Source organism: Pseudomonas artemisiae, assembly GCF_057128685.1.
Window position 1 is genome coordinate 119473 of the sequence record NZ_JBSKHS010000007.1, and the last position, 20336, is coordinate 139808.

Sequence of the window (20336 nt, forward strand, 5' to 3'; positions counted from 1 at the left end):
TACCTAGCCAGGAGCGCTGCCACTGGCATTGGCATCGAACGCCACCCGCACCTTGAGCCCGCCTTGGGCGCCGTCGTGCAGCGAGATACTGGCCCGGTGAGCACGGCAGATTTCCCCAACGATAGCCAAGCCCAAGCCTGTGCCTTGCTGGCTGCCTCGATAGAAACGCTCGAATACCCGTGCCCGCGCCACTTCAGGAATGCCTGGACCGTTGTCTTCTACCTCCAGCACGCCTGTTGCCAATACTCGGATCACCACCGTGCCGCCGGCGGGCGTATGGGCCAGGGCGTTATCCACCAGGTTACTGAGCAATTCGCTGAGCAACGTGAGTTCACCTACCACCTGCATGGGCTCATCGGCCTCCAAGGCCAGGGCAACTCCAGACGCGTGGGCCAGGGGCGCCATGGCCATGCCCAGCTCCCGCGCCACCTGCGACAGGTCCACAGCGTGCGCTCCACCCTCGGCAATGGCCTGGGCGCCATTTTCGATGCGCGCCAGTGAAAGCAACTGGTTGGCCAGGTGGGTCAACCGGTCGATGCCGTGCCGGTTGTCTTCCAGCGCAATCCGCAGCTCTGCGGCTTCGGCGGTACGCAACCCAAGCTCGGCCCGGGCCTTGAGCGCTGCCAGTGGCGTGCGCAGTTCATGGGCAGCGTCAGCGATAAACTGGCTCTGGCGCTCGAACTGCACGCGCAGCCGTTCGGTGAAGTGATCGATGGATTCCACCAGCGGCAGCAGCTCATGCTGCACTTCTTCACGAGGTAACGGCCGCAGGTCATCGGAGCGCCGTTCCTCCACCGCGCGGCGCAGCCGCTCCAACGGGCGCAGCGCACCGCTGACGGTAATCCATACCAGCAACAAAGCCCCGCCCCCGAGCATTCCCAGGCGCAGCAAGGTGTCGGTCATCAGGTCCCGCGCCATGCTGACCCGAGCTTCGTCGGTTTCCGCCACGCGGATCTCGGCCATGCCGTTCATGCTCGGCTCGCTCACCGCGGTCAGCAGGCTTACCACGCGCACGTCCTGGCCGCGATAACTGCCATCGTAAAACTTGGCCAGGGCGGGATAAGTATCGGTGCGCGGCGTACCCGGCGGTGGGGCCGGCAGGTTTTCGTAGCCGGAAATCAGTTTTTGATCAATGCCGTTGACCTGGTAATAAATACGTCCAGCGCTGTCGTAGGCGAACGTGTCCAAGGCCACATAAGGCACATCCAAGCTCAGCTTACCGTCTTGCTCGAACAGCCCGGCGGCGATGGTACGCGCCGAAGCCAGCAGGGTACGGTCATAAGCGATGTCCGCGGCTTGGCGCCCATTCCAATAGGCACTCAGGCCGCTGGCCAGCATCAACAGCACCAGCAGCGAGGCCAGGTTGCCCAATAGCCGCCAGCGCAGGCTCGCTGGCTTAGGCATCACGGCCCTCCAGCAGGTAGCCCAAGCCACGGAAAGTCACAATAGCCACGCCTTGGCCGTCCAGCTTCTTGCGCAGGCGATGAATATAGATCTCGATAGCCTCGGCGCTGGCTTCTTCATCCAGACCGAATACCTGGGCGGCCAGTTGCTCCTTGCTCATCACCCGCCCCGGCCGGGCAATCAGCGCCTGGAGCACCGCCTGTTCCCGCGAAGTGAGCACCAAGGGCACGTCGCCAACGCTGAATCGCCGGGCTTCAAGGTCGTAAACCAGAGGGCCGCAGCGCTGTTGCCGCTCGCCACCGAGCAGGGTGCGACGCAGCAGTGCCTTAACCCGTGCCTCAAGCTCAGTTAGCTCGAACGGTTTGGCCAGGTAATCATCCGCCCCCAGGTTTAGCCCATGCACCCGGTCTTTGACATCGGCCCTGGCCGTGAGCATCAGCACTGGCAAGTTACGACCACGGTCTCGAAGCCGAGCCAGTACCTCGAACCCGTCCAGCCGGGGCAGGCCAACGTCTAGAATGGCCATGGCGTAATCTTCGCTGGCCAAGGCCAGGTCCGCTGCCACGCCGTCATGGAGCACGTCCACGGTTAGCCCAGCGGCCTTCAATGCCTGAGCGATGCTTTGTGACAGCTGCACATGATCTTCCACCAGCAGAATGCGCATCGGCCCTCCTGTTCGCGCCACCGCGGTTGCGCAGTGTCTACGATCTAGCTTGCGTTGGCGATATGTGCATGGCATCAGCGCGGTTTTAATCCCTGCGCTGATTGACTGAAAGGCTGGCGAAAGCTTCGGCCCATAGGCTTGGACGAGGCAGGCACCGACCTGTCAAACAAAAACAACAACAGTGGAGTCACCATGAACGCGATACTGCGCCCCCTCGCGCTGGCCGTCACTTGCTTGGCGCTGGCCGCCCCCTCCTTCGCCGATGAACCCAAGCGCCCCGAATGCATCGCCCCGGCCTCCCCTGGCGGCGGCTTCGACCTGACTTGCAAATTGGTGCAAAGCGCCCTGCTGAACCAGAAGCTGCTGGAAAAGCCGATGCGCGTGACCTATATGCCCGGCGGCGTTGGCGCGGTGGCCTATAACGCAGTGGTCGCCCAACGGCCAGCAGATGGCGGTACTCTGGTGGCATGGTCCAGCGGTTCGCTGCTTAACCTGGCCCAGGGCAAGTTCGGCCGCTTCGACGAAAACGCCGTGCGCTGGCTGGCAGCGGTAGGTACCAGTTATGGCGCCATCGCGGTGAAAAGTGACTCCCCCTACAAAACCCTCGACGACTTGGTTCAAGCTCTGAAAAAAGACCCAGGCAGCGTGGTGATCGGCTCAGGCGGCACCGTGGGCAGCCAGGACTGGATGCAAACCGCGTTGATTGCCAAGGCCGCCGGGATTAACCCGCGAGAACTGCGTTATGTCGCCCTTGAAGGGGGTGGTGAGATCGCCACGGCCTTGCTGGGTGGCCATATTCAGGTCGGCAGCACGGACATCTCCGACTCCATGCCGCACATTCAAGCCGGTGACATGCGCATTCTGGCTGTCTTCGCCCCCGAGCGCCTGAATGAACCAGAAATGAAAGATATCCCCACCGCCAAGGAACAGGGCTACGACATTCAGTGGCCCGTGGTACGCGGCTTCTACCTGGGGCCCAAGGTTAGCGACGAAGACTACGCCTGGTGGAAAAACACCTTCGACAAGCTGCTGACCAACGAAGAGTTCGCCAAGCTGCGCGACCAACGAGAGCTGTTCCCCTTCGCCATGACCGGCCCGGAACTGGACGCCTACGTGAAGAAACAGGTAGCCGACTACAAAGTGTTGGCCAAAGAGTTCGGGCTAATCCAGTGATCCCCTGCGCCCACGGCAACGGGGGGCGCGCCGGAGGCAAAACATGAAAACATTGCAACGGCTATTTGCCGCGGCGCTGCTGGCGGTGTGCGTGGCGCTGGCGGTCATGGCCTGGCCTTATCAGGCTGCTTTTTCCTATGAACCCGTCGGGCCCAGGGCCTACCCCTTACTGCTGCTGGCCTTGATGAGCATCGCCTTGGTGTACATGATCGCGCGCCCGGCGCTGGTGGTACACACCGAGGACGAGCCCGCGCTGGACCGTCACAGCCTGCTGAAGATCGGTGCCTGCGTCGTGCTACTGCTGCTGTTCGCCGGCTTGTTCGAGCCGCTGGGCTTCATCCTTAGCGCCCTGGTGGTGGGCATCCCTATGGCACGGCTCTACGGCGGCCGCTGGCTACCCACCTTGGTGGTGATTCCTCTGGCGGCGGTGGGCCTGTACCTGCTGTTCGACCGCGTGATGGACGTCCCGCTGCCCTTGGGCTTGCTTAGCGTATTGGAGAACTGACCCATGGACACTCTTGGTTACCTAGCGCAAGGCTTCGGCGTTGCCATGACCCCTTACAACCTGACCACCGCGCTGTGCGGCACGTTGATCGGTACGGTAGTGGGCCTGTTGCCGGGGCTGGGGCCTATCAACGGCGTGGCCCTGTTGATTCCTATCGCCTTCGCGCTGGGCCTGCCGCCGGAATCGGCGCTGATCTTGTGCGCGGCGGTGTACCTGGGCTGCGAATACGGCGGGCGGATCAGCTCGATTTTGCTGAACATCCCAGGCGAAGCCTCCACCGTGATGACCACCCTGGACGGCTATCCATTGGCCCGTCAGGGCTTGGCGGGGGTGGCGTTGTCGTTGTCGGCCTGGAGTTCGTTCATCGGCGCCTTTATCGCGACCTGTGGCATGGTGCTGTTTGCCCCTATCCTGGCTAAATGGGCCGTAGCCTTCGGGCCAGCGGAGTATTTCGCCCTGATGGTCTTTGCCATCGTGTGCCTGGGCGGCATGGCGGGCAACCGCCCGCTGAAGACCTTTATGGCGGCGCTGATCGGGCTGTTTCTGTCCACCATTGGTATCGACGCCAACAGCGGTGTGTACCGCTTCACGGGCGACAGCGTGCACTTGGCTGATGGTATTCAGTTCGTGGTGTTGGTACTTGGCCTGTTCTCGGTATCGGAGATTCTGCTGCTGCTGGAGAAGACTCACCATGGCCATGTAGCCGCTCAAGCCACTGGCCGGATGATGTTCAACCTCAAGGAAGCGGTAAGCGTGTGGTGGGTCAACATGCGCTGTGGGCTGCTGGGCTTCGTCATGGGCGTTCTGCCCGGGGCCGGTGCAACCCTGGCCAGTGCCGTAGCTTATATGACGGAAAAACGCATGGCTGGGACCACCAGCAAGTTTGGGCAGGGTGACCTGCGTGGCTTGGCTGCGCCGGAAACGGCAATTGGCGCTGCGGCCTGCGGCGCGCTGGTGCCCATGCTGACCTTGGGCGTACCGGGGTCTGGTACAACAGCGGTAATGATCGGTGCCTTGAGCCTGTACAACATCACGCCCGGGCCATTGTTGTTCGAGCAGCAGCCAGACATCGTCTGGGGCCTGATCGCGTCCCTGTTCATCGCTAACGTGATGCTGGTGATCCTCAACATCCCGATGATCCGGATCTTCACCCGCATTCTGTCGGTGCCGAACTGGGCGCTGGTGCCCATTATCGCCATCATTACCGGCATCGGGGTGTACGCAGTGCACGCGACCACCTTCGACCTGTTCTTGATGGTCGGCATCGGTATCTTCGGGTATATCCTGCGCAAACTGGACTTCCCACTGTCGCCGTTACTGCTGGGCTTTATCCTGGGCGGGCTGATGGAGCAAAACCTGCGCCGGGCGCTGTCGATCTCCAATGGCGACCTGCACATTCTCGTGTCCAGCCCGATTACCGTCGGTACCTGGGTCGTGACCGCAGTCATGTTGATCCTGCCTCTGGTGCGCATCTGGCGTAAACGCAGCCGCGCTCGTCATGTCGCCAACGCCTGACCCGCTTAGCCCTGCCTGGTATTTCACCGCCCTGGTGGGGCTGGCAGGCGGTTGGCTGGCTAGCCTCGCTGGTTGGCCCTTGCCGTGGATGACCGGCGCGTTGCTAGGGGTGATTCTGGTGCGCTGCGCCACTCCCTGGCAGTTGCGGGAAATCCCCAACGGTCGCCGTTGTGGGCAATGGATCATCGGCATCGGCATCGGTTTGCACTTCACGCCACTGGTGCTGGAACAAGTAGCCGATCACTGGGGGCTGATTGTGTCAGGCGCGCTGGTGACGAGCCTGTCTAGCCTGGCCAGTGTGTGGTTGCTGCTGCGCACCGGTGAAGACCGAGCCACGGCGTTCTTCTCCAGCATGCCCGGAGGTTCAGGCGAGATGGTCAACCTTGGCGCGCGCAACGGCGCCAACCTGGGCCGTGTAGCGGCGGGCCAAAGCCTGCGGGTACTGCTGGTGGTGCTGTTGGTGCCTGCACTGTTCAAGTATCTACTGGGCGAAGGCGCCGTGGCCCATCACGCCGAGGCCCTGGGGTGGGGCTGGCTGTTGCTAGTGGGGTCACTAGGGCTGGCTGCGGCTTTGGCTTGGCAGGCCCTGGGGCAACCCAACCCTTGGCTGTTCGGGCCACTATTGATCACCGCTGCGCTGAGCATTGGCTTTAACTTGGAAGGCAGCCTGCCCTTCGGTGCCAGCCAGATCGGCCAATGGCTGATCGGCAGCGGCTTGGGCTGCCACTTTAACCGCGCGTTCTTCCGCCGCGCGCCCTCGTTCCTGGGCCGAACATTGATCGGTACCCTGCTCACCATGCTGGTAGCGGGCCTTGCGGCCTGGCTACTGAGCACCGCTACGCAGCTGGACCTGCGCTCACTCACCCTGGGGATGATGCCAGGGGGTATCGCCGAGATGAGCCTGACCGCGGAAACCTTGCAGCTGTCCGTGCCGCTGGTGACCGCGCTACAGGTGATGCGGCTGATGTTCGTGCTGTTTTTGGCCGAGCCTATCTTCCGTCGCTGGAACCGCCCGCCCCAAGGCTGATCACAGCCGCCAATCCACCGGTGCGACGCCGTGATCTTCGAGAAAGCGATTGGCCTTGCTGAAGTGGCCGTTGCCAATAAAACCCCGGTGGGCGGACAACGGCGAAGGGTGTACGGAGGTGAGGATCAAATGCCGCGTGGGGTCGATGAGCGCGGCTTTGCTCTGAGCGTGGTTGCCCCATAACAAGAACACTACATGCTCGCACTGGGCATTGACCGTCTCGATGACCCGGTCGGTGAACGGCTCCCAGCCTTTCTTGGCATGGGACGCGGCCACGCCGCGCTCTACGGTCAAGGTAGTATTAAGCAACAGCACGCCCTGCTCGGCCCAAGGTTGCAGGCACCCCGTGTTGGGGATATCCAGGTTCAGGTCGCGTTTAAGCTCTTTGAAGATATTCACCAGCGAAGGCGGCGCGGGCACCCCCGGCTGTACTGAGAAGCATAGGCCGTGGGCTTGACCAGGCCCGTGATAAGGGTCTTGCCCAAGAATCACCACTTTTACCTGAGCCAAGGGCGTAAGGTTCAGTGCATTGAAGATCAACGGCCCAGGGGGGTAGATTGCCTTGCCCTGGGCTTTTTCCTGTAGCAGGAACTCGCGCAACTGCTGCATGTAGGGTTGGTCGAATTCTTCTTTGAGTGCCTGCTTCCAGCTCGGCTCAAGTTTGATACGGTCGGTGTCGGTGTCGGTGGTGGTCATGTGGTAGTCCATGGAACAATCCCAGGACACTAGGAAACCCCTTCTCTGTTGTCAATCGAACTGGCCCGCCTGGGCCTGATAATTCCAACAAGCACTGCACAGAGGTTGCGATGAATTTGAGTTTCGAAGAGCTGATCGGGGCCAATGGTGCCATGGTGGGCATTGCCACGCTGGATGCGCCCAATTCGCTCAATGCGCTGTCGCTGCCCATGATAGAGGCTTTGCACGACAAGCTCGACGCCTGGGAACGTAATCCGCGCATCACCTGCGTGGTGCTGCGGGGCAACGGCTCCAAGGCGTTCTGCGCCGGTGGTGATGTGCGCAGCCTGGTCGAAGCCTGTCGGGCTCACCCAGGGGAAGTGCCAGCCCTGGCGGCGCGGTTCTTCGAAGCGGAATACCGACTTGATTACCGTTTGCACACCTATCCGCGGCCGGTGATTTGCTGGGGCCACGGCTATGTGTTGGGCGGCGGCATGGGCCTGTTGCAAAGCGCGGCCATCCGCATCGTTACCCCTAGCAGCCGCCTGGCCATGCCGGAGGTGAGCATCGGTTTGTACCCGGACGTCGCCGCTGGCTGGTTCTACAACCGTCTGCCGGGCAAGTTGGGGTTGTTCTTGGCCCTGACCGGTGCCCAAGTCAATGCCGCCGATGCCTTGGAACTAGGCCTGGCCGACCGCCTGTTGCGCGATGATCAACAGGATGCGCTGATTGACGGCCTGGTTCAGCTCAATTGGCAAGAAGACGCCGATTTGCAGTTGATCAGTTTGTTGCGCGCGTTGGAACACGAAGCCCAGGCCAGCCGCCCCGCCCCAGCCTGGCTGGCGCGGCGCGGCGCGATTGACGCGCTACTGGACGTTCCTGGGCCTGTACAGGCATGGAAAGCCATTGCCCGCTGGCGCGACCATGCCGACCCTGCGCTCGCCCAAGCGGCGCAGAATCTGGTCAACGGCAGCCCACTCACCGCGCACTTGGTATGGCACCACCTCGAGCGCGCGCGCCGCCTGTCGCTGGCCGAGGTGCTGCGAATGGAATACGGCCTGAGCCTGAACTGCTGCCGCCACCCGGAATTCAGCGAAGGCGTACGCGCGCGCCTGGTAGATAAAGACAATACCCCCCACTGGCATTGGCCCGACGTGGCAGCCATCCCAGAAGCCGTGGTCAACGCTCACTTCAGTCGCGCTTGGGAAGGGGAACACCCGCTGGCGGATTTGTAGGGTTTGGCATCGGATTCGCCAGCTTCGCTGGCCCCTACAGCCGAATCAAGCGGTAGGCGCCAGCAAAGCTGGCGAACAGGTTGGACAGGTGAGCAGTTCAGCCTGTGGGAGCCAGCGAAGCTGGCGAACCGTTCTAAAGGTATAATACCGGCTCAACGCCGCCCACGCCCGTGCCAGCCGTGGCCCCTGTCCGGCCCGCCGCGCCAACCTCCACGGTCGCCGTGATCGCGCCAATACGGGCCAGGCCGGCCTTGCCACTGGCCAGGTGGGCCGTAGCGCCATACCGGTAGCGGCGCTGGCCGGTAATACACAGGCGGCGGGCCGTAATACCGAGGCGCGGGCCTTATGTAATAGCCCTGGGTATAGCCGTAAGGTGCCGCATAGGTGGGGTACTCGTAAACAGGGGCTTGTACGTTGTAGACCTCCGTTCGTACATAGCCCTCGGTGGCATAGGGCGCGCAGCCTCCAAGCAGCGTACCCATCGAAGCGATCAGCAATAATGTGCGATACATAAGCGGCCTCCAGGACCGCGGTGGGTAATCTGCTGAACCTCAGACCCCGCCAGAAGGCTCCAGTGCGGCTCTGAAATACCTGGCAATATATTTACCGACACACCGCCCAGCCGCCCATATCCAGATGGAAGTGATTACGGTGGGCCGCGTTGTAGTCGGGGCTGAGTACCGTACTGAAAGCCTGACAGGCAGCCGCTCGTGCCTGGCGTAAAAAGGCGCCGTTTTCACCCTTGTTCCAGTCTTTCAACACACTGATGCGCCTGCCGTCGGCCAAGCGAAAACCTGCGATATCCAGGGCATTGGCGCTAGCATGTTCGCTAAGCCGCCCTTGGCTTCGGCCATAGACATTGCGGCAGGCAAAGCTGCCCAGGTGTTCGACCTTGGTCACCCGCATGTTGAAGGCCGCCAGTGCCGCTGGCTGCAAGCCATGGCGCTCGAACAGGGCAAACGCCACCGCCAGCGGGCAGGTGGCGAGAAAACTACTGCTTAGGCTCACCGGCCCACCACTGACTCGCAACACATTCTGCAAAAGGCAACGCTGGCCTGCTGGTGAGTCCGCTTGAGCACGCACGCTTAGCCCTGAAGTGGCCAGCGCGGCAGCACACAGCGCAGGGTCACTGCGTAGGCGCATCATTTTGTAAGGGGTAAGGGCATTGGGCGGGTCACTTACATTCAATGGGGCCCAGGGGTTCCAGCGTGACGGCGGCGGCCATTGCCACCAGGCCAACGTCAACAACACGCCAACCCCTACTCCTGCGATTAGCCAGCGCATGTGCGAGTGCCCTCAACCTAAAGCAACCCCAGTTGCGCCGCTGACGGCGACTCAGGCAGCGGGGTGAGTGGCGCCAGGCCCGGCAAGCGGGCCGTCAAGCGAGTGTGAAAATGCCGCGCCAGGGTTGGCGCGTGTCGGTTATCCGCAGTGTGCAGAAACACATAGGGCCGCAAGCCTTCTTCGATCCACCCTGCCACTTTCTCAACCCAAGGCGTAAGGAAGCTGTCGTTATCCATGACCGCTGGCAGGCCAATGAAGCGCACTTGCGGGCACTGGCTGAACGCCGCGGGGCGCGGTGGCACCTTAGGCTTGCGCGCTTGGGCATGGCGTACCGCCGGGTCATTGCTGACCACACTGAACAGCGCCCTTGGGTCCAGACAGATGCGCTCCGTGCCGCTGTCGCGAAGCAGGCGATTTACCCCGCGCTCTTCTTCGCCTTTGGCAAAAAATGCGGGGTGGCGCAGCTCCACGGCCAGTGGATGACCGATGGTGTCGATAAAGGCGGCCAGCTCAGGCAGGCGTGTGGGGCCGAAACTGGCAGGCAGCTGTAACCAAACCGGCGCTACCCGCGGCCCCAAGGGCGCCATCAAGCGTAGAAACTGCTCAGCAGCTTCTAAGTGGGCGAGCAAGTCTGGCGCATGGCTGATGTCCCTGGGAAACTTGGCGGTAAAGCGAAAGTGCTCGGGCATCTCCACCGCCCAACGGGCTACCGTGGTGGGCGCAGGCCAGGCATAGAAGGTAGTGTTGCCTTCCACGGCATTGAACGTGTGGGCGTAAAGCCCTAGCAACTCGGAAGGCGAGGCGTCATCGGGGTAGAGATCGCCACGCCACGCCGCTTCGCTCCACGAAGGGCAACCCAGGTGATAGGGCAGGGCCAGCGAACTCAGATGTGTACGTCCAGGCCGAGTACTTCGCCGTCCCAATCCACAAAGCTTGCGGTGGTCAGGTAGCTGGCCAAAGCGCTGGCAACACGGGCATTCACGCCGCGTAGCAGGTCTTCATGATGGCGTGACGGCAGCGTGGCTACGAGGGTACCGCGGCCCGCGCCAGCGGCTGGGCGCTGGCGAGCTTCGATAACTTCGACTTCGGCTTCCTGTTCGTCGACCGCTTCGTCTACCCGCGTGAAGCCACTGCGTGGCTTACGCTTGATGGGGTATGACCGCGATGCGACGCCGTCTATGCGCATACAGGTTCTCGTTAGGATGATAGCAACGGGCCGGACTGTAGCCTGAGCGCGCGTAGTGCTGGTGATAACTGGACCACATAAAGCACAAAAGGTTTACAAAACGCTACCAAAACCGCCTAGTGGTGCTGCCGCCCTGCCCCGCTGTTTAGGCTTTGGGTACACCCTTTGGCGTAGCGACGTTATCGCGCAAGTACACCGGCTGAGCCTGCTCTGGGCCTATGCCTTCCCCTCGGGCCCAGGCAAAGCGTGCCAAGGCGAGTACGTCCTCGGCATGGGGCAGCGCTTGAGCATCGAAGGCCTGGGGTTGTACAGCCAAGCGCTCGGCATAACCCCAACCCGTGCCCACACCGTACCAGCCTTGAAGGTTATCGGCGGGCAGGGTCACCGCATGAGGCGGTAATACCGCTTCGGCGCCCAGCAAGCGCATTTCCCCGTGGGTTTCCTGATAACAGCCCCAGTACACCTCGTCCATGCGCGCGTCGATGGCGGCCGCCACTTGGGCCTCGCCCTGCCGACGCCAGGCGCCTTGAGCCAGCGCAGCCAGGTTGGATACACCCAGCACCGGGCGATCCAGAGCGAAGGCCAAACCCTGCACCACGCCAATGGCAATGCGTACACCGGTAAAGGCCCCAGGGCCGCGGCCAAAGCCAATGGCGTCGATAGCGCTCAGGCCCACGCCCGCCTCAGCCATGATGAGTTCGATCATCGGCAAGAGCTTTTTGGCATGTAGCCGAGGGATCACCTCGTAATGGCTAAGCACCTTGCCATCGTGCAGCAGGGCGACAGAACAGGCTTCGGTGGCGGTATCCAGGGCCAACAGGGTGGGCATTGCGGTATCCGGAGCAGAAAAAAGGCAGGCAGTATAAACGACGAAAGCCCGCGAACGGGCCTTCGGATGTCAAAGCAGGTGGTTAGCTCAATGCCTCCACGACCTTCGCAGTAATAGCCTCAACCGTGCCCACGCCTTCGATCCGGGCGTATTTGGGCTTGCCCTGTTCAGCGGAGAGGTTCTGGTAGAAATCCACCAGAGGCTTGGTTTGCTCGTGGTACACGCTCAAGCGGTGACGCACGGTGGCCTCGGTATCGTCGGCGCGGTGGATCAGGTCCTCACCGGTCACGTCATCCTTGCCCGCGACACGCGGCGGGTTGAACACGGTGTGGTAGACCCGGCCCGAGGCTTCGTGCACGCGCCGCCCGGCGATGCGTTTGACGATCTCTTCGTCTTCGACGTTGATCTCCACCACGTAGTCCAGTACTACATTGGCTTTCACCAAGGCTTCAGCCTGGGGGATAGTGCGCGGAAAGCCATCGAACAGGAAGCCATTGGCGCAGTCCGGCTGGGCGATACGCTCCTTGACCAACGCGATGATCAAGTCGTCAGACACCAGTCCACCGCTGGCCATCACGCTCTTGGCCTTAAGCCCTAGCTCGGTCCCAGCCTTTACCGCCGCGCGCAGCATGTCGCCGGTGGAGATTTGCGGAATACCGAACTTCTCGGTGATGAACTTGGCCTGCGTACCTTTCCCGGCTCCGGGAGCTCCCAGCAGAATCACGCGCATCGATGTGCTCCTCAAATGTTTTTTTATATAACAACCCCGATGACCCTGGAGAAAACCTAACTGCCGGCGGGCCACCGATATAAATCGGGCTGGCCAGACAATCGGCCAAAAGGCTGACCAAGATACACAGCCGCCCCAAGCCAGACAAGCCATCGAAAGTCACAGGTGCCTAGGTCAGTAGCCCCGGCACGGCACGGCGCCGCGCCGCTTCAATCCAAGACGTTGGAGTTGGCGGCCTGCCCGCCCCTCCCCGCCCGGCCTTTAACCCGTGTTGCGCAGGCCTGCGGCGATACCGGCTACCGTTACCAACAAGGCCTGCTCAAGGCCGCTGCCTGGGGCGCCTTCCCGGGTGCGCGAGCGCGCCAGCAATTCAGTTTGCAACCGATGCAGCGGGTCCAAGTAGGTATTACGCAGGGCGATGAATTCCAGGGTTTGTGGGCTGCTGGCTAGTAACCTGGGCTGGCCGGTCAGCACCAGCACCTGTTGCGCGCAGTGCGACAATAGGTCGCGCAGCTCGACGCCCAGCGGTAGCAAATGCGGCTCTACCAGACGCTCGTCGTATTGCCGAGCAATCTCGGCGTCTGCCTTGGCCAGGACCATCTCCAGCATGTCGATTCGAGTGCGGAAGAACGGCCACCGCTCACGCATGTCGTGCAGCAGGGGGCCATCGCCGCGCGCCAGGGCATTGCCCAGCGCGGCTTCCCACCCTAGCCAGGCGGGCAGCATCAGGCGGGTTTGGGTCCAGCCAAAGATCCACGGAATGGCTCGCAGGCTTTCGATGCCGCCTTGGCGGCGCTTGGCCGGGCGGCTGCCCAGCGGCAAGCGCCCCAGCTCCTGCTCCGGGGTGGATTGGCGGAAATACTCCACAAATTGCGGGTGCTCTCGCACCACCTTGCGGTAGGCGCTTACGCCATCGCTGGCCAGCTGGTCCATTTGCGCGCGCCATGCAGGCTCTGGCATGGGCGGTGGCAGCAGGGTCGCCTCCAGCACGGCAGCAAGGTAGAGGTTAAGGTTCTGCTCGGCGATATCTGGTAGGCCAAATTTGAAACGAATCATTTCCCCTTGCTCGGTGGTGCGGAAACGCCCAGCGACCGAGCCTGGCGGTTGCGACAAGATCGCCGCGTGCGCCGGGCCACCACCCCGCCCTACCGTGCCGCCGCGACCATGGAACAGCACCAATTCCACCTCTTGCTCGGCGCAGAGCTTCACCAAGGTTTCCTGGGCTCGGTATTGCGCCCAGGCAGCGGCCGTGGTGCCTGCATCCTTGGCCGAATCCGAGTAACCGATCATCACTTCTTGGGGCCCTTCCAGGCGCGCTCGGTAACTTGGCAGGCTTAACAATTGCTGAATCACCGGGCCTGCATTGTCCAGGTCGGCCAGGGTTTCGAACAAAGGCACCACCCGCATGGGGCGCAACAGGCCTGCTTCTTTAAGCAGCAATTGCACGGCCAATACGTCCGAAGCAGCTCCGGCCATGGAGATCACATAAGAACCCAGGGACGCCGCCGGCGCGCTCGCGACCTCCTTGCAGGTGGCCAGTACCTCGGCGGTGTCTTGCGAAGGGCTGAAATGCGCCGGCAGCAAGGGGCGCGGGTTGCTCAACTCAGTCAGTAGGAAAGCCTTGCGGTCCTCCTCGTTCCAGTCGCCATAACGCCCCAGGCCCAGGTATTCAGTGATTTCGCTCAAGGCCGCGCTATGGCGGGCCGCATCCTGGCGCACATCAAGGCGCGCAAGGAACAAGCCAAAGGTCACTGCGCGGCGAATGCAGTCCAGCAATGGTCCATCGGCGATCACGCCCATGCCACAGGCATGCAGGGACTCGAAACACAGCATTAGCGGGTCGAGCAGGTCCTGGTTATCGTGCAGTACCGCCACGTCTGCCACCTGGGGCCCTTTAAGTGCCGCCTGGGCCCAGTTGCGCGTAGCCCGCAGGCGCTCGCGCAACTGCTTGAGCACCGCGCGATAAGGCTCGTCGGCATTAGCGCTGTACTCACGCAAGGCATCGCTGGCCTGCTGCATTGACAGCTCAGCAGCCAACTGGTCCACGTCGCGCAGAAAAAGGTCCGCGGCCATCCAACGGGCCAATAGCAGCACTTCCCGAGTCACGGTGGCGGTCACGTTAGGGTTGCCATCGCGGTCGCCCCCCATCCAGGAGGCGAAACGAATAGGCGCGGCGCGTAAGGGCAGGCGCTGCCCGGTAGCGGCCTGCAAGGCGGCGTCTACCTTGCGCAGGTGGCTGGGAATGGCCTGCCACAGGGAGTGTTCGATGACCGCAAAGCCCCATTTGGCTTCATCCACAGGCGTGGGGCGGGCGCGGCGAATTTCATCGGTGTGCCAGGCCTCGGCGATAAACCGCTGCAAGCGCTGGTGAATGGCGAGGCGCTCAGCTTGAGTAAGGTCGCTATGGTCCAGGGCCGCCAATTGCGCGGCAACAGCGTCATATTTCTGGATCAGCGTGCGCCGTGCAACCTCGGTAGGGTGCGCGGTCAACACCAGTTCGATGTCCAGCTCGCTCACTTGGTGGGCCAGTTGCTCGGGGCTGTGGCCAGTCGCCGTCAGTCGTTCGAGCAGCTCCGGCAGGCGCGCGGCGTAGAGCGCGTCGGTGGCCGGGTCACTGGCTGTGATAGTGGGCGCTTCGCCATCCGGCTGGCGGCGAATCAGCTGATACTGCTCGGCAATGTTGGCCAGATTGAGAAAGTGGCTGAAGGCCCGTGCCACGGGCAGCAGCTCGTCTTCGCTAAGGCTGTCGAGGCTATCGCGCAACTGGGCGGTGCTGGCCTCGGCATTGCGGCGGTCGGCCTTGGCGCCTTGACGGATGCGCTCGATTTTCTCCAGAAAGGCATCGCCGTATTGTTGGGCGATGGTGGTACCAAGCAACTTGCCCAACACATGAACCTGTTCACGCAAGCGCGCATCGATTTCGCTCATTTCCCTAATCTCCATCAAAGGCTGCGGCTGAAGCAGGATAGCGCGGCAGCACTGAACGCGTGGGGCTAAAACCGCTCAATACTGCTGTAGCCGCCACCACTCAAGGCACGTCGACCGCTGCCATGGGGCTGGCAATGTTCCATCCGACCCTCGAGGTACCCATGAAAATCCGTGAGCTTGCCCGTCATTGGGAGCAGAACGCCAAAGGCCGTCTGACCAAGACCTCTTACAGCATCCACCTAGACGTCGAAGCAGCAGCGCGCCTGGCGGCCTTACAGGACATGTACCCCAAGCACCATGCCGAAGAACTGCTTGGCGAGCTGATCGGCGCGGCGCTCGAAGAACTGGAAACCAGCTTCCCCTACAGGCCGGGCAGCAAGGTGATCGCCACCGACGAAGAGGGCGATCCCATGTATGAAGACCAAGGCCCTACCCCTCGCTACCTGGCGTTGTCGCGCCAGCACTTGAAAACCTTGAGCGAAAAAGCCTTGGCAGCGCTTGGCGATGACGAAACGGCACCTACCCGCTGAGGCTTATAACAGAGCCTTCAGTTTGTAAAAAACAAACCAAGCGGTCGGATTTGTGAACTATTCAAAAAACACTTGAGTCCCAAACATTAGCCATTGCAGTAGATGCGCTCACTGGCCATGTCGCCGTACGCCGCTGCCATGCACACAGTGTTTTAGAGGAGCCCTCCTATGGAGTTGATGATCATGAAGACTTGCACTGCCAAACCCTCGTCCAACGCTTTGCGTGGGCTCAAGCTTGCCGCACTGGCGCTGGGCAGCAGCTTCATCCTGGCCGGTTGCGCAGGCAACCCACCGACCGAACAGTACGCCCTGGCCCAATCCGCGGTGAACAGCGCTGTGAGCGCCGGTGGTACTGAGTTTGCCGCGGTGGAAACCAAGTCGGCCCAGGACAAATTCAAGGCGGCGGAAATCGCCATGCACGACGAGAATTACGACAAAGCCAAGATGCTGGCCGAACAGGCTGAGTGGGACGCGCGCGTTGCCGAGCGTAAGGCTCAGGCCGCCAAAGCCCAGAAGGCTGTGGACGATGCGCACCAGGGCGTAGAAGACCTGCGTCAGGAAGGCCTGCGCAGCGCCCAGTAATCGCCTTTGCATTTCGGACTTATAAGGAAGAACCCCATGCGTAAACAATTGATGATCCCTGCCCTGTTGGCCGTGGCCGTGAGCTTGAGCGCCTGCTCCCACGACCCGAACGCTAACCTGGAAAGTGCCCGCACCAACTTCTCGTCGCTGCAGACCAACCCTAAGTCGGCCACCCTGGCAGCCCTGGAAACCAAAGACGCTTCCGAGTGGCTGGACAAGGCTGACAAAGCCTTCCGCGAAGGCGACGACGACAAGAAGGTCGACCAGTTGGCCTACCTGACCAACCAGCGTGTTGAGTTCGCCAAGCAGACTATTGCCCTGCGTACGTCTGAAGATGAAATCAAGAACGCCGCCGCCCTGCGTGCCAAGGCCCAACTCGACGCTCGTGACGCTCAGATCAAAAAGCTGCAAAACAGCCTAAACGCCAAGCAGACCGACCGCGGCACCCTGGTGACCTTCGGCGACGTGCTGTTCGACCTGAACAAGTCTGACCTCAAGCCTAGCGGCATGACCAACGTGATCCAGCTGGCCCAGTTCCTGCGGGACAACCTGGACCGCCAGGTGATCATTGAGGGTTACACCGACGCTACCGGTTCAGATTCCTACAACCAAAACCTGTCCCAGGCTCGCGCCACCTCCGTGATGGCCGCGCTGGTACGCCAGGGCGTGGATGCCAAGCGCATCGTTGCCCAGGGTTATGGCAAGCAGTACCCAGTGGCTGACAACAGCAGCAGCTCGGGTCGCGCCATGAACCGTCGTGTGGAAGTGACCATTTCCAACGACAACCAGCCTGTCGCGCCACGCTCTTCCATGAAATAAGCGCTTCGGTTGTAGAGAAACGCCAGCAAATGCTGGCGTTTTTTATTGCCTTCTAAAGGCTTCGCCAGCTATCGCTGGCTCCTACAAAATCGAACCCTACGCTCTCTTGCCGGTAGCTCAATGAATGACGTGAGATACACCAAACCGAGGTGTCATTACGGCTGCGAAATGGGTCACCCAAACCGACGTATCTACAAGCACAGCCATCAATCAGCTTCGCCTTGACGGCGGGGTATATCTTTAATGGAGGGCATGGCAGAACCAAGCGAAGCAAGACGTTTCGCTGCTTGAACCCGAATGAAGGTCTGTACCGCTTCACGAAACAAATCAGCCTTGTCCATATTCGGATCTGCAACCTCAAGCGCGCGTTTATAAAGCGCATCATCAATGGTAACCGTAGTCCTCATTGCCTTTTTCTCATCAAATTTGATGCGCTACTGCATCAATCAAGATAATTGAACGCGAGCGCCTGAGCTTCAACCCATCGATAGGCGCTCGTCCTCGTCACGGGTAATTCGGAATTTCCCCTAACCGCCGCAGGCCATTGAAATGGCCAGGGTCTTCGAGGAATTTCAGCATCACCTGACGATAGGTAGGGTCGGCGAAGGTTTGCACGTGGGGCCCACGGGTCAGTTGCAGCACGCGGGGCGGCGGCAGCGCTTTGTAGAGGCTCAAGCCGTTATCCAGTGGGACCACGCTGTCGTCCAGGCTTTGGAACAACAGCTTGGGTACATTGGCCAGTTGTGGCGCGGCGTTCAAGGCGCTGTCGGCATCCGGCACCAGCCACGATAGCGGCACTTGCAGCGGCCAGGTCAGCCAAGACATGCTCAAGGCGAACTGCCCCACTTTGCGGTAACTGGCCGGTGCGCCATCGAATACCATGGCCGAGAACCTCGCGACTTCGGCGGGGTGCTCAGCCAGGTAGCGGATAGCCAGGGCGCCACCCAGGCTTTGCCCCAGCAATACCAGCGGCTTGCCTTTAACTTCAGGCGCGGCAGCGAGCCAATCCAGCGCAGCCTGAATATCCCGGTACACCCCAGGTAGGCCAGGCTGGCCTTGGGAACGGCCATAACCACGGTAGTCGAGCAGCAGCACCTGATACCCTGCCGCCGGCAGCCACCAACTGCCCCCCAGGTGGCGCGAGAGGTTGCCGCCATTGCCATGCAGGTGCAGTACTGTGCCTTTGACTTCTACCCCCGGCCTGGCCGGCAGCCACCAGCCATGCAAACGTATGCCGTCAGCGGTTTGTAGTGCAACGTCTTTATAGGCCAGGCCCGCTACCTGGGGCGTGAAGGGTTCGCCAGGTTCAGGGTAAAACAGCAGGCTACCGCAACCGCCAAGGCTGAGCCAGGCAACCAGGCTCAGGCAGCGTGCCAGGCGCTTATAGAATGTTGGAGTAATCCGCTTCAATGCGGTCGAGGCTCAGGTGATTGAGGAAGTTAGAGAAACACATCCATGCCGATAGCGCGTTCATGTCACGGAATTGCTCAGGCAGGTATTTGGGCGGCTCCACCAGCCCTTGGTCCACCAGTTGGCGCAAGATACGCATGTCCTCCAGGGTAGTCTTGCCGCAAAATAGCAGTGGCACCTGTTCCAGCTTGCCCTTTCGCACGGCCAGTTGAATGTAGTTGTAGACCATGATGAAACCTTTCAGGTACGACAGGTCCTTGGTAAAGGGCAGGCCCGTAGGCGTCGAGCCCCGGAACACACGGCTGGCGTTGCCGTAGCTGTCTTCCATGCTAAAGCCCTGTTCGCGGAAGAACGTGAACACTTGAAGAAAATCCGCGCCCTCTTCCACCATATGAATGGCCCGGGTGCGATTGGTCAACTTGCGCAGGCGGCTGGGGTAAGACGCGAAGGCTATCACTTCCATCAAAATGGCCAGGCCTTCCTGAGTCACGGTGGATGAGGGCGGCCCTTTGGACAGGAACGTGCAAATCGGCTGGTTCTGGCCGTTCAGGGTTGTTCCCACATGCACCAAGCCTTCGTGTACTTCGAGCGCGCGCACGTCCCGCTCGTTGAACATGGCATCGGCGCGCAGCTTGATATAGTCCGCGCCAGCGGCTGCATCGGCGACGATCCCGTCGGATTCAAATACCCGGATGGTTTCTTCGGCCTCACCGAACACCTTGTTCAGCCGGCCTTGAAGCAGGGCTACCGCCTGTTTGGCGTTAAGGTCCTTGGCTTCGTCTTTTAGGTCGCCCCGGTTGTCGATTTTATCGAGGTAGCCCGAAAGCATCAGGCCCAGGTCAGACAGGGTGGGGTCCCCAGCGTGGAAGGCATCTGACGCAGCGCCATACAGCTCTTGGGAGATCAGGCCAAAGTCCTCGGTGCCGCGGGCTTCGAGCATACGCACCACCATGCGGTACTCCCGGCACATGCGGCGCATGATCTGCCCCACCGGGTTGAACTGCCCTAACTGGCGGGTGACGTCCCGCTCAATGTTCTGAAACTCCAGTTTTACCGAGGCGGCATCGAACCCCAAGGGCCGACCTTGGTACCACGCGCGGTCTACCTGCGGCAGCTCGGTGCCTTTGGCCTTGAGAAAGGCTTGGCGAATGCTGTCGTCCCACTTCACCGCATCCAGGATGCGAATAGGCGTTTGCGCAGCGACAATGCGGTCGGACAACCTACGCACGCTCTGCTGATAATCGTCCATCGGCCCTCCGTTGCAATGAATGGAAACTAACGTTTTGCGACTTTCTTATACCGGGCTATTTCCACGAATACGTCTGAGTTAGCCGGGTTGTCCAGCCAGGCGAAAACCTGGGCTGGCGTCGACTGCACGGCCACGCCCTGGCCATCCTGGGTGTCGAAGCGCTCCCCTGCCAGCCCGCCTTGGGCGATGGCCTGCTGTAGCTGCTCCAGGTCCAGGTTATAGACCACCAATTCGCCGGCTTCGCTCAGTTCGAACCCCACGATGGCGAAGCGGCCACCATAGGCTTTGGACATGGGCGCGCTGGCGTACCAGCGGCCGCCGTGGCGGCTGACGGTGAAGATAAGCTGGTCTCGGGGCGCGAGCGCCCCTTTCTGATAACTCGTGGCGGTATAACGCCCATTTGTGGCGGGCTCAATAGTGAGTTTCAGGTGCTCACCCCAGGCGTCGCGGGCCTGCCAACGCCCCAGCAAGGCCGCCGGCGCCTTTTCGCCAGGGGCAAAAGGCTCATCGAAGGTGGCCAGGCAGCCTGCCAATACAGCGCCGATCAGGGCCACAGCCAGTAACTTGAGCCAGGCGTTCATTTAGGGTTCT

22 protein-coding genes are annotated in these 20336 nt (G+C 61.5%); 8 read left to right on the forward strand and 14 right to left on the reverse strand.

The features are described 5' to 3' along the window. Nucleotides 1-3: 3 nt before the first annotated feature. On the reverse strand, nucleotides 4-1404 hold the full coding sequence (locus tag ACWKV4_RS10655; protein WP_483832042.1) for a sensor histidine kinase: 1401 nt from the start codon (nucleotides 1402-1404) through the stop codon (nucleotides 4-6). Then, the gene (locus tag ACWKV4_RS10660; protein WP_483832043.1) at nucleotides 1397-2068 is read right to left on the reverse strand and encodes a response regulator; all 672 of its coding nucleotides are present in this window, start codon (nucleotides 2066-2068) and stop codon (nucleotides 1397-1399) included. The genes ACWKV4_RS10655 and ACWKV4_RS10660 overlap by 8 nt, the downstream gene beginning before the upstream one ends. A gap of 192 nt (nucleotides 2069-2260) precedes the next feature. Between ACWKV4_RS10660 and ACWKV4_RS10665 the strand changes: the two genes are divergently transcribed. The 4 genes from ACWKV4_RS10665 to ACWKV4_RS10680 are packed head-to-tail and all read left to right on the forward strand — an operon-like array spanning nucleotide 2261 to nucleotide 6288. Continuing rightward, nucleotides 2261-3241 carry a Bug family tripartite tricarboxylate transporter substrate binding protein gene (locus tag ACWKV4_RS10665; RefSeq protein ID WP_483832044.1) on the forward strand — a complete coding sequence of 327 codons (981 nt, stop codon included), beginning with the start codon at nucleotides 2261-2263 and terminating at the stop codon, nucleotides 3239-3241. A 43-nt stretch (nucleotides 3242-3284) separates the two neighbouring features. Next, entirely contained in the window at nucleotides 3285-3746 is a 462-nt protein-coding gene (locus tag ACWKV4_RS10670; protein ID WP_483832045.1) for a tripartite tricarboxylate transporter TctB family protein, read from the forward strand. A 3-nt stretch (nucleotides 3747-3749) separates the two neighbouring features. Beyond that, nucleotides 3750-5261, forward strand: a complete 1512-nt coding sequence (locus ACWKV4_RS10675; protein WP_483832046.1) for a tripartite tricarboxylate transporter permease — start codon at nucleotides 3750-3752, stop codon at nucleotides 5259-5261. Continuing rightward, nucleotides 5245-6288, forward strand: a complete 1044-nt coding sequence (locus ACWKV4_RS10680) for an AbrB family transcriptional regulator (protein WP_483832047.1) — start codon at nucleotides 5245-5247, stop codon at nucleotides 6286-6288. Before ACWKV4_RS10675 ends, ACWKV4_RS10680 begins: the two co-directional genes overlap by 17 nt. Here the strand turns inward: ACWKV4_RS10680 and ung are convergent, their stop codons facing one another. Next, on the reverse strand, nucleotides 6289-6984 hold the full coding sequence (ung, locus tag ACWKV4_RS10685) for a uracil-DNA glycosylase (RefSeq protein WP_483832048.1): 696 nt from the start codon (nucleotides 6982-6984) through the stop codon (nucleotides 6289-6291). A 110-nt stretch (nucleotides 6985-7094) separates the two neighbouring features. On the opposite strand from ung, the gene ACWKV4_RS10690 reads away from it, so the two are divergent. Next, a complete protein-coding gene (locus tag ACWKV4_RS10690; RefSeq protein ID WP_483832049.1) occupies nucleotides 7095-8198 on the forward strand; it encodes an enoyl-CoA hydratase/isomerase family protein in 1104 nt (367 codons plus the stop codon). 152 nt (nucleotides 8199-8350) lie between these two features. Here the strand turns inward: ACWKV4_RS10690 and ACWKV4_RS10695 are convergent, their stop codons facing one another. The 7 genes from ACWKV4_RS10695 to ppc form a co-directional block, all read right to left on the reverse strand. Beyond that, complete coding sequence (locus tag ACWKV4_RS10695; RefSeq protein ID WP_483832050.1) at nucleotides 8351-8710, reverse strand: hypothetical protein; 360 nt, start codon at nucleotides 8708-8710, stop codon at nucleotides 8351-8353. 91 nt (nucleotides 8711-8801) lie between these two features. Next, nucleotides 8802-9482: an extensin-like domain-containing protein gene (locus ACWKV4_RS10700; RefSeq protein ID WP_483832051.1), complete on the reverse strand. Its 681-nt coding sequence runs from the start codon at nucleotides 9480-9482 to the stop codon at nucleotides 8802-8804. A 17-nt stretch (nucleotides 9483-9499) separates the two neighbouring features. After that, the gene (locus tag ACWKV4_RS10705; RefSeq protein WP_483832124.1) at nucleotides 9500-10369 is read right to left on the reverse strand and encodes a DUF72 domain-containing protein; all 870 of its coding nucleotides are present in this window, start codon (nucleotides 10367-10369) and stop codon (nucleotides 9500-9502) included. Continuing rightward, nucleotides 10366-10668 (reverse strand): hypothetical protein, encoded by a 303-nt coding sequence (locus ACWKV4_RS10710; protein WP_483832052.1) that lies wholly within the window; start codon nucleotides 10666-10668, stop codon nucleotides 10366-10368. Before ACWKV4_RS10710 ends, ACWKV4_RS10705 begins: the two co-directional genes overlap by 4 nt. Nucleotides 10669-10813: 145 nt before the next feature. Next, complete coding sequence (tsaB, locus tag ACWKV4_RS10715; protein ID WP_483832053.1) at nucleotides 10814-11497, reverse strand: tRNA (adenosine(37)-N6)-threonylcarbamoyltransferase complex dimerization subunit type 1 TsaB; 684 nt, start codon at nucleotides 11495-11497, stop codon at nucleotides 10814-10816. 82 nt (nucleotides 11498-11579) lie between these two features. Next, nucleotides 11580-12227, reverse strand: coding sequence for an adenylate kinase (adk, locus tag ACWKV4_RS10720; RefSeq protein ID WP_483832054.1), 648 nt, complete (start codon nucleotides 12225-12227; stop codon nucleotides 11580-11582). A 261-nt stretch (nucleotides 12228-12488) separates the two neighbouring features. Beyond that, nucleotides 12489-15155: a phosphoenolpyruvate carboxylase gene (ppc, locus tag ACWKV4_RS10725; protein ID WP_483832055.1), complete on the reverse strand. Its 2667-nt coding sequence runs from the start codon at nucleotides 15153-15155 to the stop codon at nucleotides 12489-12491. Nucleotides 15156-15316: 161 nt separating this feature from the next. Between ppc and ACWKV4_RS10730 the strand changes: the two genes are divergently transcribed. From ACWKV4_RS10730 to lptF, 3 genes are all read left to right on the forward strand, one after another. After that, the gene (locus tag ACWKV4_RS10730; protein ID WP_483832125.1) at nucleotides 15317-15685 is read left to right on the forward strand and encodes a pilin assembly protein; all 369 of its coding nucleotides are present in this window, start codon (nucleotides 15317-15319) and stop codon (nucleotides 15683-15685) included. A 168-nt stretch (nucleotides 15686-15853) separates the two neighbouring features. Then, the gene (locus ACWKV4_RS10735) at nucleotides 15854-16267 is read left to right on the forward strand and encodes a DUF4398 domain-containing protein (protein ID WP_483832056.1); all 414 of its coding nucleotides are present in this window, start codon (nucleotides 15854-15856) and stop codon (nucleotides 16265-16267) included. 36 nt (nucleotides 16268-16303) lie between these two features. Next, nucleotides 16304-17086, forward strand: coding sequence for a lipotoxin F family OmpA-related lipoprotein LptF (gene lptF, locus ACWKV4_RS10740; RefSeq protein WP_483832057.1), 783 nt, complete (start codon nucleotides 16304-16306; stop codon nucleotides 17084-17086). 206 nt (nucleotides 17087-17292) lie between these two features. On the opposite strand, the gene ACWKV4_RS10745 is transcribed toward lptF, so the two are convergent. The 4 genes from ACWKV4_RS10745 to ACWKV4_RS10760 all read right to left on the reverse strand — a co-directional run bounded on the left by ACWKV4_RS10745 (nucleotide 17293) and on the right by ACWKV4_RS10760 (nucleotide 20326). Further along, complete coding sequence (locus tag ACWKV4_RS10745; RefSeq protein WP_483832058.1) at nucleotides 17293-17493, reverse strand: type II toxin-antitoxin system VapB family antitoxin; 201 nt, start codon at nucleotides 17491-17493, stop codon at nucleotides 17293-17295. A 97-nt stretch (nucleotides 17494-17590) separates the two neighbouring features. Then, nucleotides 17591-18496, reverse strand: coding sequence for an alpha/beta hydrolase (locus tag ACWKV4_RS10750; RefSeq protein WP_483832059.1), 906 nt, complete (start codon nucleotides 18494-18496; stop codon nucleotides 17591-17593). Beyond that, the gene (locus tag ACWKV4_RS10755) at nucleotides 18468-19745 is read right to left on the reverse strand and encodes a flavohemoglobin expression-modulating QEGLA motif protein (protein WP_483832060.1); all 1278 of its coding nucleotides are present in this window, start codon (nucleotides 19743-19745) and stop codon (nucleotides 18468-18470) included. The genes ACWKV4_RS10750 and ACWKV4_RS10755 overlap by 29 nt, the downstream gene beginning before the upstream one ends. Before the next feature lie 26 nt (nucleotides 19746-19771). Next, nucleotides 19772-20326, reverse strand: a complete 555-nt coding sequence (locus ACWKV4_RS10760) for a hypothetical protein (protein WP_483832061.1) — start codon at nucleotides 20324-20326, stop codon at nucleotides 19772-19774. Nucleotides 20327-20336: the final 10 nt, after the last annotated feature.